Origin of the sequence: Halopseudomonas sp. MFKK-1, assembly GCF_027474385.1 — a bacterium.
Classification (GTDB): Bacteria; Pseudomonadota; Gammaproteobacteria; order Pseudomonadales; family Pseudomonadaceae; genus Halopseudomonas; species Halopseudomonas aestusnigri.
This window is the reverse complement of the sequence record NZ_CP114836.1, coordinates 467,720-480,445: the sequence shown is the minus strand read 5'-3', so window position 1 is coordinate 480,445 and position 12,726 is coordinate 467,720. Positions and strand designations below refer to the sequence as shown.

Sequence of the window (12,726 nt, the reverse complement as noted above, 5' to 3'; positions counted from 1 at the left end):
CGCCTGCCTGCCAGGCAGAGTAAATGCGCCGAAGCGGATTTCGGCAGGGCGAATGATCACGAATAAACCGGACCGATGACGCGACTGGCCCCCGGCGCCTATAGTAGTGGAGCCGTTGGCGACGCCGAGCGGTACCAGCAAACAGGTCAAGGAGATCGAAATGGCAGCAGAAAAGACAACCCAACCCGCAGCCAAAGACGCCGAACTTGCGGCCAGCAAAGCGGCTGTCGGGGAGGCCTACGAGAAGCTGCTGGAGGCGCGAGATCACTTCAAGGCGGCGGCCCAGGCAGCCGGCATGGATGTCAGGCAGGATGCGCTCGAGCAATTGCTCAAGGGCCGGGAAAAGGCCGAGGCGCTCGGTGATCAGGCAACCAGCTATGTGCGTGAAAAACCGCTGGCGACCCTGGGGATCGCATTCGCAGCCGGATTCGTGCTGGCTCAGCTGTTTTCGCGCAAATGAGCGACGAGCGTGAATCGCCGCAGGAATCTGATGAGCAACAAGCCGACTCCCGTTCAGCCGCGCAGGATGCCGACACGCTCAAGGCGGTAAGCGAGCTGGTAGACCACACTGCGGCTTGGTTGCGCCAGTTGAGTGCTGCGGGTGGTGAACTGGCTACCCTGCTGCGCCTTGAGTGGCAGCTGACGCTGGGCGATGCCCGACGGATGCTGCTGCTCTCGCTGCTGCTTGTGCCGCTAGTGCTGTTCACCTGGCTGCTGTTCAGTCTGCTGCTGGGCTGGCTGATCTGGCAGTCGAGTGGCCAGGTTGCCGTCGCGCTGCTGTGCGTGCTGGCGCTGCATGTGCTCGGAATCGCGCTGTTGCTGCGGCAACTTAAGCGTTATCGGGAGTCGCTCGGCTTTCGCCGCACCCAAGCCCACCTGAAACGCCTGATGCAGGGAGACGCACATGAAGCGAGCACAGCTGATAGCCGAGATTGAGCAACTGGACCACCAGCTGGCGTTGCGCATCGATATTGTTCACTTGAGCGGTGCGCTGGTGCAGCATCAGCTGGGCAGGATTCCCCCGGCGCTGCTGGTTGGCAGCGGTGCGCTGGCCGGGGCATTGAGCCAGCGTCTGGGTGCCGGGCGTTCACGCTCGCTCGGGATGCTCGGTGTTCGCTTGTTGCCGATGGCCGAGAGCCTGTTGCGCATGGTTCGGCAGTTGTGGAGCCCGCTGTGAGCGATCACTGCGAGATATCCGGGCAGGGCGAATCCGGTCAGTCCAGTGAACTGCCACGCGGTGATCAGTCCAGCCGGCAGGTATTGATCTGGCTGCTGGCACTGGCCTGTCTCTATACCCTGTATTTTGCCAAGACGTTGTTGCTGCCGGTGGTGGTGGCCGCGCTGTTTGCATTGCTGCTGAGTCCGCTGGTTGCCCTGTTCAAGCGCTTCCATGTGCCGCGTACCTTTTCTGCCCTGCTGTTGCTGACGGCGATCGGCGGGCCTTTTACCCTGCTGGGTACGCAGCTGGCCGAGCCGGCGGAGAAATGGATCAAGCGCCTGCCCGAGCTGTCGGCGCAGTTGTCGCAGGAGCTGGACGCCTTTGGTCGGCGGCTGGCGCCGACGCAGGCTCCAGCGCCTCAGGAAGCGGAGGAATCTGATGGGCTCCGTCTGTTTGGCTGGTTCCGGGAGGAGAAGGCTGCTCCTGCGCCGGCTTCTGCGTCCGCTTCCGGTAACGATCCGGCGTTGTCGGACCGGGTCATGCAGGGCGGTATGGAGGTGATGGTCAAGGCGCTGGGGGCGACGCCTGCGGTCCTTGCGCAGTTTTTCACCTTTCTGGTGCTGGTGCTGTTCATGTTGATCTTCGGTCCGTCACTCTACAGCACCTTTATCCGGGTGCTGCCGCAGGTCCGTGACAAGCACGCGGCTACCGAGTTGCTGGAGCAGGTTCAGCGTGAGCTGTCGCGCTACATCCTGACCGTCAGTCTGATCAACACACTGCTGGGAGCTGTTACCGCCGGGGTCCTCATGCTGATGGGTGTAGAGGACGCGCTGCTTTGGGGGGTGATGGTCGGCTTGCTCAATTTTGCGCCCTATGTCGGCCCGGTCATCGGCATGCTGGTGCTCTGTCTGGCCGGTGTGTTGCAGTACGGCCCAAGCCTGGGGGCGTTGTTGCCCGCGCTGGTGTTCTTCTGTATCAACCTGGTTGAAGCGCAGTTTATTACCCCAACCGTGCTGGGGCAGCGGATGCGGCTGCATCCGCTGGTGCTGATGCTGTGGCTCATTCTGTGGGGCTGGTTGTGGGGTGTAGTCGGCGTGCTGATCGCTGTGCCGTTGCTGGTCTGCCTGAAGCTGGCCGCCGACCGCCTTAACCTGCTGCCGCATTGGGTGAAACTGATCGAAAGCCCGATCTGAGGTTCAGGCGGGCGTGGGTGCGCGGCGTACCATCAGTACCGCGCTGATGATCAGCAGCCCGCCAATCAGCATGCGCAGGGTGGGCTGCTCGGCGAACAGCCACCAGGCAATCAGAATGCCGTATACCGGTTCCAGCGCGAAGAACAGCGAGGCAGTGCGCGCGTTCAGCACGCGCAGGCTGGAGACAAACAGCACCTGCGCCAGCCCGGTGCAGAATACGCCCAGCAAGCCGATCCACAGCCAGTCCAGTGCCGGCATCTGCGCCAGCGCCAGGGTGCCGGTGGGCAATGCGATCAGCGCTACCACCAGACTTTGCCAGCAGGCGATCTGTACCGGGTGCAGGTGCCCGCTGGTCAACCGGTTGCCGACCGATACGGCGGCGAAACAGAAACCCGAGAGGATCGCCCACAGCAAGCCTTCCGTATTTTCGGCCTGCAGGCTGAACTCGGCGGGGATCAGCAGCAGCCCGGCGCAGACCAGTCCTACCTTGACCAGATCCTGTCGGCTTGGGTGTTCGCGCCAGAACACCGCCTCCAGCAGCACCACGAACGCCGGGAAGCTGGCAAAGCCGAGTGTGGCGATGCCGACGCCGGACAGCTTGATGGCATGAAAGAAGGTCAGCCAGTGGATCGCCAGAAATACACCGCACAGCACCAGGCTGGCCAGGTGACGGCGTGTCAGCTGGCGGACCAGCGGCAAACTGCCCAGTTGCGCGAAGAGCACCAGCGCAACCACAGCAAACAGCGCTCTGCCAAGCACGATTGCGTCCGGAGTGGTACTGGCCAGCTTGCCGAACACCCCGGTCAGGCCGAACAGCAAGGCGGCAACGTGCATGAAAAGCAGGGCACGATTGTGTGTCAGGTTGGTCATGGCGGTCTCAAACACGGGTAACAGGGCGCGATGGTAGCGTGCCCGCCCATACGCTGCTGTTGCGAGGCTGCTGAAATTTGTCGTGCTAGTGCTGCTTGCGCAGGCTGCTGGGTGACTGCTGCCAGTGTTTGCGGAAGGCCTGGGTGAAGGCGCTCTGGCTGCCATAGCCGCAACGCGCAGCAATCTCGCTGACAGGCAGGCGGCTGTGCTCAAGCAACTGACGTGCGCGTAGCAGGCGTCGACGACGCAGGTACTCCAGCGGTGTGCAGCCCAGATCCTGCAGGCACCAGTGATTGAAGCGCGAGGACGACAGGCCACTCAGACGTGCCAGGTCAGCCACCTCAAGCGGGTACGCCATGTGAGCCTCGATGAACGCATTGAGCTTTTCCAGTGGCAGGCGCCTGGCTGGTGCCGGCTGGCCCAGCAGGGAGCCTAGCAGCAGGGCGGCACTTTGCTCGGCCAGCCAGGGTTGCTGGTCAATCAGGCCGGCCAGGCTGCTGACCAGCCGGGTCTGGGCTGGCGTCAACGGGCTCAGGCGGCTGTGCTCGAGCAGCTGAAGCTGGCTGTCACGTTGCGGTTCCAGCCCGGGTAGCGGCGCATCAGGATCGACGTCGAGGACCAGGCAGCGGCCCTGATCAGGGCTGAAGAACGCGTGACGGTCGCTGGCGGCGATGATCGCTACGCGGCCGGCCTGCACCGGACCACCATCGTTGTTGAAGGCCAACTCAAGGGTGCCTTGCAGCCCAAACACCAGTTGTGCCTGTTCTTCATGGGTGTGCGCGGCAGCGTCACCGGAGTAGTGATGAATATCAAGGCGGGTCGTCGACATCGGGCTATTCTATGCAAGCGTGGGCTGCTTGCACAGCGGTCGGCGACAGGGGCACGGAAGCTGCCATGGTTGATATCACAATGGTATCATTTGAGTTCGCTTCACTCTTTGCCCGGATGACCGATTTGAATAACGAGACTCATGGCCTGCGTTCCTGGCTGGAGCGTCTGAACCGCGCCGAGCTGCCGGCCATGGCCGTGGTAGTTCACGATCTGCTGCGGTTGTCGCAGTCTGAAACCGCCTCGGTCGCCCAATTGACCGAGGTGCTGATGCGCGATGCAGCGTTGGCCTCCAAGGTGCTGCGTGTCAGCAACAGTGTCTACTGCAACCCCGGCCGCGAGGTGATCAAGACGCTTTCTCGCGCGGTTGTGGTGGTGGGCTTTGATCAGGTGCGGATGATCGGTCTGTCGGTCAGCCTGCTGGATGGTCTGTTGAAAAACTCCCCACGTGAACAGCTACAGGCGTTGCTTGCTCGCTCCTTTCACGGAGCTGTGCAGGCGCGCAACATGGCGCAGTATCTGAACCAGCGCCAGCAGGAAGAGGTGTTTATCGCCACCCTGCTGAGCCATATCGGTGAATTGGCGTTCTGGAGCCATGCGGGCAAGACCGCCGACCGTCTGGTTGCCAGCCTCAATGAACCGGGAGTGGACCCGGACAAGGTGCTCAAGCGCGAAATCGGCGTGACCTTCGACCAGTTGACCGTCGGCCTGCTGAAGACCTGGAATATGGGCGAGATCGGTCAGCTGATCCAGGCCAGTCGCAACAGCGACGGACCCGCCGCCCGCGCGGTGGCTCTGGGCAGCACACTGGCCGAGCGGGTAGCCGGCAAGGGCTGGACCCATGAGTCGGTTCAGGCGCTGATTGAGCCGGTTGCCGAGTTGATCGGTACCGATGCCGAGCATGCCTGGCAGCAACTGGTGGGCAGTGGGCAGGAGGCGGTGCGCATCGCCGGCAACTGCTCCAACGCCGATCTGCAGCAATGGATTCCGCGCGCGGATGATCTGCCTCTGGATCTGTCCGCCTTGTTGCAGATGGAGGTGGTACCCGGGCGGCCTTCGGTCGATGAAGTATCGGCAGAGCGCAAACCCGAGGTGGAGGCGGACCCGCTGCTGCAGCCTAATCTGGAAATGCTCAAGCTGTCGGTTGACCATCTCAAGCTGATGGCCCGCGCGCCGATGGATGTGGATACCATTCTGCACACCGTCATGCAGGGTTTGCATCGTGGCGCCGGGATTGAGCGTATTGCCCTGATGGTGCTGGCGGAGCAGCAGACCCAGTTCAGGGTGCGTACGGCCATCGGCAAGGGCACGCAGCGCTGGAGGGAAACCTTTGCGCTGCCCTGTGACGATGGGTCGAAGCATATTTTCGGTCATGCACTGGCACAGCGCGACTGCCTCTGGCTCGGCGGTCCGAAGAGTCAGGAGCTGCAATCACTGGTAACCCCGGCGGTGGTCGAACTGGTGGGTAGCGGTCCGTTTGCGATCGCGCCCGTTATCGCCGGCAGCCGCCGGGTGGGTGTGCTCTATGGCGATATGCGGCTGTCGGGCCGAGCGCTGAGTGCCAGTCAGCTGGCGGCCTTCAAGCGCGTCGCCGAGCTGACCGGGCTTTGCCTGCAGCGGCTCAGTCAGCGCTGAGCCGTTTGTTCAACCCGGAAGACACACTCCGGTGCCGCCCAGACCGCAGTAGCCGCCGGGGTTCTTGGCCAGATACTGCTGGTGGTAGTCCTCGGCGTAGTAGAAGGTTGGCGCGGGCAGGATCTCGGTAGTGATCTCGCCCAGGCCGGCCTCCTGCAGCGCATTGGCATAGTTGGCCTTGCTGGCCTCGGCGATGGCGCGCTGGGCCATGTCGCTGACGTAGATGCCGGATCGGTATTGGGTGCCCTGGTCATTGCCCTGGCGCATGCCCTGGGTCGGGTTGTGCGATTCCCAGAACACCTTGAGCAGGTGCTGCAGTGACACCGCCTCCGGATCGAACGCCACCAGCACCACCTCGTTATGGCCGGTCATTCCGGAGCAGACTTCCTCGTAGGTCGGGTTGGGCGTCAGGCCGCCGGCGTAGCCAACTGCAGTGCTGTATACGCCGGGCACCTGCCAGAAGCGTCGCTCGGCACCCCAGAAGCAGCCAAGGCCGACGATCAGCGTCTGCATCTGCTCGGGGAAGGGGGGATGCAGTGGCGTACCCAGGACGCTATGGGTGGTCTGGCTGGTCTGAATCGGAGTGTCGCGACCGGGTAAGGCCTCTTCGGCCGTGGGCAGGCGCAGCTTGTGTTCAGGTAGGCGTTGGAAGAACATTTTTCGGCTCCTTCAGCGCTGCAGTTCGCCGCGCTGTTCCAGCAGGTCACGCACCAGATACAGGGCAGCCAGGGCGCGGCCTTCGGTAAAGTTGCTGCGGGCATTCAGTTCGCTAAGTTTGTACAGATCGACCTGGTCCACCCGGATCGGCTCTGGCTCGTCGCCCGGCAGGCGTTTTTCGTACAGGTTGCGGGCCAGCACTACCGCGATCTTCTGGCTCATGTAACCCGGCGAGAGCGACAAATGGGTCAGAAATTCCAGTTGTTCTGCACCAAAACCGGCCTCTTCCATCAGTTCGCGGTTGGCGGCCTCCAGCACGTCCTCGCCCGGTTCAACCAGCCCCTTTGGTAGTGACAGCTGATAGTCGTCCGTGCCGCCGCAATATTCCTCGATCAGCACCGCGGTGCGGTTGTCGCGCAGGGCAACCACCATGACGGCACCGTAACCCTGACCCTTGTTGACCAGCCGTTCATAGGTCCGCTCCACTCCGTTGCTGAAGCGCAACTGGACTTGCTCAACGGTAAACAGGCGGCTCTTGGCGACAATCTTTGCTTCCAGCGTTTCCGGCTTCTGCGGCATGGGGGCTCCGTGGTGATCGACCGATTGCGTGGGACGTGCTGAGCATCGCCGCCTGAGCTTTGGTGTTCAGGGTGGGTTGAGTCAACCAGCGCGTCCGCTGGTATCATAGCCGCACCTCAAGCCCAAGCCCAACCGCCAATGCTCAACTGGAATGCAATTGATACCGTGCTGCTCGATATGGACGGCACACTGCTCGATCTGCACTTTGATAACCACTTCTGGCTGGAGCACATGCCGGCCTGCTATGCCCGTCATCACGGCCAGTCGATTGAATGGGCCAAGACGGAATTGTACGCCATGATGAATGCCATTCAGGGCCAGCTGGACTGGTACTGTCTGGACTACTGGACCCGTGAGCTGGGGCTGCCGATTGTCGAATTGAAGCGCGAGATTGCGCATCTCATCAGCCTGCGCCCGGACGCCGACACCTTCCTGCGGGCACTGCAACGCAGTGGCCGGCAGGTGGTGCTGATCACCAACGCTCATCGGGATTCACTGTCGCTGAAGATGGAGCGGGTGGAGTTGCGTACCTGGTTTCAGCGGCTGATCAGCTCCCACGATTACGGCTACCCCAAGGAAACCCAGGCGTTCTGGCACGCCCTGCAGGCCGACATGCCGTTCGACCCCGAGCGTACGCTGTTTATCGACGACAGCCTCAGTGTGCTGCGTTCAGCGCGCGAATATGGCATTGCCCACCTGCTGGCCGTGCGCGAGCCCGACAGCCGAGGCGCGCGGCGAGATACCGAAGAGTTTGAGGCGGTGGAGGATTACGCGGAGCTGTCTGCCGACATCACCCGCGCTAGCGCGGGCTGAGTCGGTAGCTCCAAGCCTCAAGCCGCAAGCTACAAGACGACCCCGTGAGGTGTTGTGTCGCGCGGGTTTTCTTTTGACTGCGCGTCGCCGCAAATAGCGCTTGGAAACACTTGATGGCCGCGGCGCCGAACCCATCCTGATTTGGCTTGTGGCTTGTGGCTTGTGGCTTGTGGCTTGTGGCTTGTGGCTTGTGGCTTGTGGCTTGCCCTAGCCCTTCCCCTTGGTGCGCGTCTGGTTGGGTCGGGCGGTTTTCTCGATGTAGTCAATGATCAGGCCGGCGACGTCCTTGCCGGTGGTGGTCTCGATGCCTTCCAGACCTGGGGAGGAGTTCACTTCCATGACTACAGGGCCGTGGTTGGAACGCAGGATGTCGACCCCGGCCACGCTCAGGCCCATGACCTTGGCGGCCCGTACGGCGGTCATCCGCTCTTCCGGGGTGATCTTGATCAGGCTGGCGCTGCCACCGCGGTGCAGGTTGGAACGGAATTCGCCGGGCTTGGCCTGACGCTTCATGGCAGCGATCACCTTGTCGCCTACTACCAGGCAGCGAATGTCAGCGCCGCCGGCTTCGCGAATGTATTCCTGCACCATGATGTTGGCTTTCAGGCCCATAAAGGCTTCTAGCACCGACTCGGCGGCCTTTTCGGTTTCACACAGCACCACACCGATACCCTGGGTGCCTTCCAGCAGTTTGATCACCAGCGGCGCGCCGCCAACCATGCTGATCAGGTCCGGAATGTCGTCGGGGGAGTGGGCGAAGCCGGTTACCGGCAGGCCCACGCCCTTGCGGGCCAGCAGTTGCAGCGAGCGCAGCTTGTCGCGCGAGCGGCTGATGGCTACCGACTCGTTGAGCGGGAACACGCCCATCATCTCGAATTGGCGCAGTACTGCAGTGCCGTAGAAGGTGATAGAGGCGCCGATACGCGGAATCACCGCGTCGAAGCCTTCCAGCTCTTCGCCCTTGTAGTGAATCGACGGCTTGTGGCTGGCGATGTTCATGTAGGCGCGCAGGGTGTCGATTACCCGCACCTCGTGGCCACGTTCTGTCGCCGCCTCGATTAACCGGCGGGTGGAGTACAAATTGGCGTTACGCGACAGAATCGCAATCTTCATTCTGGGTCCCTTGACGCTGCAATGCGCTGTAGTGGGGGTATGTAAGGGTATGGTCTATCAGCGAGGCGTTTCGAGCAGGGGCTTTTCCTGCACGAAACGGAGTCCCGGATTGATTACCAGCTGGGCATCCTGCATCGCCGTGCAGCCGATCAGCATGCGATAGCGCATGGCTTTTCGGCAGGTCAGGGTTATCTCAACGTCCCAGCGTCGATCACCCAGTACCATCGGTGTGCGGATGACGTGACGCTCCTGCATCTGACCGTTGGAACTCTTGATTCGTTTCAAGTCGACCAGGCGGGCTTCACAGCTCCGGGTGTATTGACGGGTACGGCTACCAATGTGCGCATCAAAGCGAACCCAGGTCTGGTCGTCACGCTCGAAGGTGCGGATGTTACTGGCATGCAGGGCAGAGGTTTTGGCGCCGCTGTCGATCTTGGCGATCATCTGGCTTATGCCGAGTTCGGGCAGCGCGACCCACTCTCGCAGGCCGATCACGCTCAGATGATCAAAGGTTTTCACAGCGGTATCTCCAGGCCCGGGGCCATTGGGCGCGCATCATGCTGCAAGTCTCCGGTTTCGACAAGCCTGTTATAGTGCGCCTGCGAGAGGAGTACAAACCCGATGCAGCAAGAAGGCAAAGTCCGCCTGGATAAATGGCTCTGGGCGGCCCGTTTTTTCAAGACCCGTTCGCTGGCCAAGGCGGCCATCGAAGGCGGGAAGGTGCAGTGCGCAGGCGAGCGCTGCAAGGCCAGCAAGGAGATCCGTGTCGGCGATGTGTTGAGCATTCGTCAGGGGCTGGATCAGAAGACGGTAGAGGTGCTGGTGCTGTCCGAGCAGCGCCGTGGCGCGCCTGAAGCGCAGTTGCTCTATCGCGAGAGCGAGGGCAGCATTGCCGCACGCGAGGCGGCAGCGGCGCAACGCAAGGCGCTGGGCGCCGGCGGGCAGATCAGTGACGGCCGGCCGAGCAAGAAGCAGCGCCGGCAGATCTTCCGTTTTCGCGATGAACGTAATACACCGGCCGAGGACTGATTGGGTATAATCGCGCCTTTTGAAGGTGCATCATGGCCGCTCAGGACATTACCCAACGCTTTCTGTTTGAAAACGCCGACGTGCGCGGCGAGCTGGTGTCCGCCGATCAGAGCTACCGCGAAATCCTCGCCAAGCACCCCTATCCGCAGCAGGTTCAGGCGCTGCTGGGTGAAATGCTGGCAGCCGCGGTGCTGCTCTCGACCACCATCAAATTCGACGGGCTGCTGATTCTGCAGGCCCGTTCCAGCGGTCCGCTGTCGACCCTGATGGTCGAGTGTTCCAGCAAACAGGGGGTGCGCGGCATCGCCCGGTATGCCGACGATCTCAGCGGTGAAACCCTCGGTGAGTTGATGCCCGACGGCGTGCTGGCGATTACCATCGATCCGGACAAGGGGCAGCGCTACCAGGGCATCGTGTCGCTGGAAGGCGGCTCGCTGGCCGAATCGCTGGGCAGCTACTTCGCCAACTCCGAGCAGCTGCCGACCCGTTTCCGGCTGCATGCCGATGGTCGCGTAGCCCGCGGCTTCCTGCTGCAGGCGCTGCCGGCCGACCGTCAGAAGGACGAGCAGGAGCGCGCCGATACCTGGGCACACCTGAACGTGCTGGCCGATACCATTACCGCCGAAGAGCTTATTGGTCTGGATAACGAAACCCTGCTGCATCGCCTCTATCACCAGGAAGAGGTGCGACTGTTTGACGCGCAGCCGGTGCATTTCGAATGCAGCTGCTCGATGGAGCGTTCCGGCAATGCGCTGGTCAGCCTCGGGCAGGACGATGTCCTCGCGCTGCTAGAAGAACAGGGCGGTGAGATCACGGTCGACTGTCAGTTCTGCAATAGCCGTTACCGTTTTGATGAGCCCGCGGTGCAGGCGCTTTTTGCCGCTGCAGCCGAGCACGCGAAGGGTTTGCATTAAACGACAACGGCGCGGGCTTAGCGACTTTGTCTTTTTTTTGGCATAATGGCGCGCCTGCGCGCTGAGTCCGCGCTGAGTCAATGGACGAAAACCAACCTGAACCCCCACGGACTTAGGCCGAATCGGTCGGTCTTTAGATAGATACATTCGGTCAAAGTCGAAGAGGACCCTGTTTGATGACGCAAGCTACCAATACCGTGTACACCGACCTGAGCGTGGCACACCTGATCGAGCTGGCCATTCAGCGCAACGAAGGCCAACTGGCAGATACTGGCGCTCTGGTAGTCAAGACCGGTGCACGTACCGGCCGCTCGCCGATGGACCGTTTTATCGTTGACGAGCCGTCCACCAGCTCTGCGATTGCCTGGGGCGCGGTAAACCGTCCGTTCCCGGCTGACAAGTTTGACGCCCTGTGGGCCCGCGTTGCCGACTATCTGGGCGCGCGCGAAAGCTTCGTATCCCACGTCCACGTTGGTGCCGATCCGGCCCACTACCTGCCGGTCGTGATGGAAACCGAGACGGCATGGCACAACGTGTTCGGTCGCACCCTGTTCATCAATCCGGAAGCCTACAACCCGGCTTCTCGCGATGAATGGCAGATCATGAACGCCCCGTACTTCGTCTGCGAGCCTGAGCGTGACGGTACCAACAGCGAAGGCTGCGTGATCATCAACTTCGCCCAGCGCAAGGTCCTGCTGGCCGGCATGCAATACGCCGGTGAAATGAAGAAAGCCATGTTCTCCGTGCAGAACTTCCTGTTGCCGGCCAAGGACGTGCTGCCGATGCACTGTGCCGCCAACGTCGGCGACAATGGTGACACCACCCTGTTCTTCGGTCTGTCCGGCACCGGCAAGACCACCCTGTCTGCCGACGAGTCCCGTAACCTGATCGGTGACGACGAGCACGGCTGGGCAGAAGGCTCCGTGTTCAACATCGAAGGTGGCTGCTACGCCAAGTGCATCGACCTGTCGCAGAAGAACGAGCCGGTCATCTGGAATGCCATCAAGTTCGGCTCCATCGTCGAGAACGTGGTTATCGACCCGGTTACCCGTCATGCCGACTACACCGATGTCAGTCTGACCCAGAACACCCGTGCCGCCTACCCGCTGGAGCACGTCGAGAAGCGCGTTGTTGCCAATATGGCCGGTGAGCCGAACGCGATCATCTTCCTGACCTGTGACCTGACTGGTGTGCTGCCGCCGGTGTCCATCCTGAACAACGAGCAGGCCGCCTACCACTTCCTGTCCGGTTACACCGCGCTGGTCGGTTCGACCGAAATGGGTTCGGGCGGCGGTATCAAGTCGACCTTCTCTACCTGCTTCGGCGCGCCGTTCTTCCCGCGTCCCGCCGGCGAGTACGCCGAGCTGCTGATCAAGCGCATCAATGCGTTCGGCAGCAAGGTCTACCTGGTCAACACCGGCTGGACCGGTGGCCCGTACGGTACCGGCAGCCGCTTCAGTATTCCGACTACCCGCGCGATCATTGCGGCAATTCAGTCTGGCGCGCTGGTTGGTGTCGAGACCGAGCACCTGCCGGTTATCAATCTGGACGTTCCGGTTGCTGTGCCTGGTGTTGAAACCAAGCTCTTGAACCCGCGTAACACCTGGGCGAGCAGTGCAGACTACGACAAGGCGGCGCAGGATCTGGCCAAGCTGTTCGTCGACAACTTCACCAAGTTCGACGTGTCTGACGCCATCGTCGCTGCGGGTCCACAACTGGGCTAAGCCGCAGACAATACGCGTTAACGGAACCCGCCCGATGGCGGGTTTCGTGTTTTCAGGGTTGCCGTTTGGCGATGTGCGATGCTGGTTCGCCAATGTCGCGTCTGCGTCCGGGCAGGTGCCTTTGCGGCGCGAAAACATGGCAGATGTACACCCCTCCCGGTGGTGACCATACGGAAGGGGGATCGATTGCCACGGCTTTCGATAGAACATTG

15 protein-coding genes are annotated in these 12,726 nt (G+C 61.9%); 9 read left to right on the top strand and 6 right to left on the bottom strand.

The window, feature by feature from the left end:
- Window positions 1-160 precede the first annotated feature (160 nt).
- Genes O5O48_RS02165 through O5O48_RS02150 form a run of 4 tightly spaced genes read left to right on the top strand, consistent with a single transcriptional unit; the run spans window position 161 to window position 2,352 of the window.
- On the top strand, window positions 161-460 hold the full coding sequence (locus O5O48_RS02165; RefSeq protein WP_140418569.1) for a glycine zipper domain-containing protein: 300 nt from the start codon (window positions 161-163) through the stop codon (window positions 458-460).
- A complete protein-coding gene (locus O5O48_RS02160; protein ID WP_228245412.1) occupies window positions 457-936 on the top strand; it encodes a hypothetical protein in 480 nt (159 codons plus the stop codon). Before O5O48_RS02165 ends, O5O48_RS02160 begins: the two co-directional genes overlap by 4 nt.
- Window positions 905-1,177, top strand: coding sequence for a hypothetical protein (locus O5O48_RS02155; RefSeq protein WP_228245411.1), 273 nt, complete (start codon window positions 905-907; stop codon window positions 1,175-1,177). The genes O5O48_RS02160 and O5O48_RS02155 overlap by 32 nt, the downstream gene beginning before the upstream one ends.
- The gene (locus O5O48_RS02150) at window positions 1,174-2,352 is read left to right on the top strand and encodes an AI-2E family transporter (protein ID WP_228245410.1); all 1,179 of its coding nucleotides are present in this window, start codon (window positions 1,174-1,176) and stop codon (window positions 2,350-2,352) included. Before O5O48_RS02155 ends, O5O48_RS02150 begins: the two co-directional genes overlap by 4 nt.
- 3 nt (window positions 2,353-2,355) lie before the next feature.
- Here the strand turns inward: O5O48_RS02150 and O5O48_RS02145 are convergent, their stop codons facing one another.
- Window positions 2,356-3,222, bottom strand: a complete 867-nt coding sequence (locus tag O5O48_RS02145) for a DMT family transporter (protein ID WP_332367348.1) — start codon at window positions 3,220-3,222, stop codon at window positions 2,356-2,358.
- An 85-nt stretch (window positions 3,223-3,307) separates the two neighbouring features.
- Window positions 3,308-4,051 (bottom strand): helix-turn-helix domain-containing protein, encoded by a 744-nt coding sequence (locus O5O48_RS02140; protein ID WP_228245409.1) that lies wholly within the window; start codon window positions 4,049-4,051, stop codon window positions 3,308-3,310.
- A 125-nt stretch (window positions 4,052-4,176) separates the two neighbouring features.
- Between O5O48_RS02140 and O5O48_RS02135 the strand changes: the two genes are divergently transcribed.
- Window positions 4,177-5,685: an HDOD domain-containing protein gene (locus tag O5O48_RS02135; protein WP_269688028.1), complete on the top strand. Its 1,509-nt coding sequence runs from the start codon at window positions 4,177-4,179 to the stop codon at window positions 5,683-5,685.
- A 9-nt stretch (window positions 5,686-5,694) separates the two neighbouring features.
- Here O5O48_RS02135 and msrA read toward each other — a convergent pair whose 3' ends face one another.
- On the bottom strand, window positions 5,695-6,342 hold the full coding sequence (msrA, locus tag O5O48_RS02130; protein WP_269688027.1) for a peptide-methionine (S)-S-oxide reductase MsrA: 648 nt from the start codon (window positions 6,340-6,342) through the stop codon (window positions 5,695-5,697).
- 12 nt (window positions 6,343-6,354) lie between these two features.
- The gene (gene nudE / locus O5O48_RS02125; protein WP_269688026.1) at window positions 6,355-6,921 is read right to left on the bottom strand and encodes an ADP compounds hydrolase NudE; all 567 of its coding nucleotides are present in this window, start codon (window positions 6,919-6,921) and stop codon (window positions 6,355-6,357) included.
- Window positions 6,922-7,059: 138 nt separating this feature from the next.
- Between nudE and yrfG the strand changes: the two genes are divergently transcribed.
- The gene (gene yrfG / locus O5O48_RS02120; protein ID WP_269688025.1) at window positions 7,060-7,734 is read left to right on the top strand and encodes a GMP/IMP nucleotidase; all 675 of its coding nucleotides are present in this window, start codon (window positions 7,060-7,062) and stop codon (window positions 7,732-7,734) included.
- Window positions 7,735-7,941: 207 nt separating this feature from the next.
- On the opposite strand, the gene rimK is transcribed toward yrfG, so the two are convergent.
- The gene (rimK, locus tag O5O48_RS02115; RefSeq protein ID WP_088274596.1) at window positions 7,942-8,847 is read right to left on the bottom strand and encodes a 30S ribosomal protein S6--L-glutamate ligase; all 906 of its coding nucleotides are present in this window, start codon (window positions 8,845-8,847) and stop codon (window positions 7,942-7,944) included.
- Between the two features lie 57 nt (window positions 8,848-8,904).
- The gene (gene rimB, locus O5O48_RS02110) at window positions 8,905-9,366 is read right to left on the bottom strand and encodes a retropepsin-like aspartic endopeptidase RimB (RefSeq protein ID WP_228245405.1); all 462 of its coding nucleotides are present in this window, start codon (window positions 9,364-9,366) and stop codon (window positions 8,905-8,907) included.
- A gap of 102 nt (window positions 9,367-9,468) precedes the next feature.
- Here rimB and O5O48_RS02105 point away from each other — a divergent pair, with 102 nt between their 5' ends.
- The 3 genes from O5O48_RS02105 to O5O48_RS02095 all read left to right on the top strand — a co-directional run bounded on the left by O5O48_RS02105 (window position 9,469) and on the right by O5O48_RS02095 (window position 12,514).
- Entirely contained in the window at window positions 9,469-9,876 is a 408-nt protein-coding gene (locus tag O5O48_RS02105; RefSeq protein ID WP_233049005.1) for an RNA-binding S4 domain-containing protein, read from the top strand.
- A gap of 32 nt (window positions 9,877-9,908) precedes the next feature.
- Entirely contained in the window at window positions 9,909-10,790 is an 882-nt protein-coding gene (gene hslO, locus O5O48_RS02100; protein ID WP_269688024.1) for an Hsp33 family molecular chaperone HslO, read from the top strand.
- Between the two features lie 176 nt (window positions 10,791-10,966).
- Window positions 10,967-12,514, top strand: a complete 1,548-nt coding sequence (locus O5O48_RS02095) for a phosphoenolpyruvate carboxykinase (protein ID WP_088274604.1) — start codon at window positions 10,967-10,969, stop codon at window positions 12,512-12,514.
- Window positions 12,515-12,726 lie beyond the last annotated feature (212 nt).

What these genes read in the sequence shown, in the direction of transcription:
- O5O48_RS02155 (WP_228245411.1), top strand. Translation starts at nt 905, where the DNA reads ATGAAGCGAGCACAGCTGATAGCCGAGATTGAGCAACTGGACCACCAG.
- msrA (WP_269688027.1), bottom strand. Translation starts at nt 6,342, where the DNA reads ATGTTCTTCCAACGCCTACCTGAACACAAGCTGCGCCTGCCCACGGCC.
- nudE (WP_269688026.1), bottom strand. Translation starts at nt 6,921, where the DNA reads ATGCCGCAGAAGCCGGAAACGCTGGAAGCAAAGATTGTCGCCAAGAGC.
- O5O48_RS02145 (WP_332367348.1), bottom strand. Translation starts at nt 3,222, where the DNA reads ATGACCAACCTGACACACAATCGTGCCCTGCTTTTCATGCACGTTGCC.
- O5O48_RS02140 (WP_228245409.1), bottom strand. Translation starts at nt 4,051, where the DNA reads ATGTCGACGACCCGCCTTGATATTCATCACTACTCCGGTGACGCTGCC.
- yrfG (WP_269688025.1), top strand. Translation starts at nt 7,060, where the DNA reads ATGCTCAACTGGAATGCAATTGATACCGTGCTGCTCGATATGGACGGC.
- O5O48_RS02165 (WP_140418569.1), top strand. Translation starts at nt 161, where the DNA reads ATGGCAGCAGAAAAGACAACCCAACCCGCAGCCAAAGACGCCGAACTT.
- hslO (WP_269688024.1), top strand. Translation starts at nt 9,909, where the DNA reads ATGGCCGCTCAGGACATTACCCAACGCTTTCTGTTTGAAAACGCCGAC.
- O5O48_RS02105 (WP_233049005.1), top strand. Translation starts at nt 9,469, where the DNA reads ATGCAGCAAGAAGGCAAAGTCCGCCTGGATAAATGGCTCTGGGCGGCC.
- rimK (WP_088274596.1), bottom strand. Translation starts at nt 8,847, where the DNA reads ATGAAGATTGCGATTCTGTCGCGTAACGCCAATTTGTACTCCACCCGC.
- O5O48_RS02160 (WP_228245412.1), top strand. Translation starts at nt 457, where the DNA reads ATGAGCGACGAGCGTGAATCGCCGCAGGAATCTGATGAGCAACAAGCC.
- O5O48_RS02095 (WP_088274604.1), top strand. Translation starts at nt 10,967, where the DNA reads ATGACGCAAGCTACCAATACCGTGTACACCGACCTGAGCGTGGCACAC.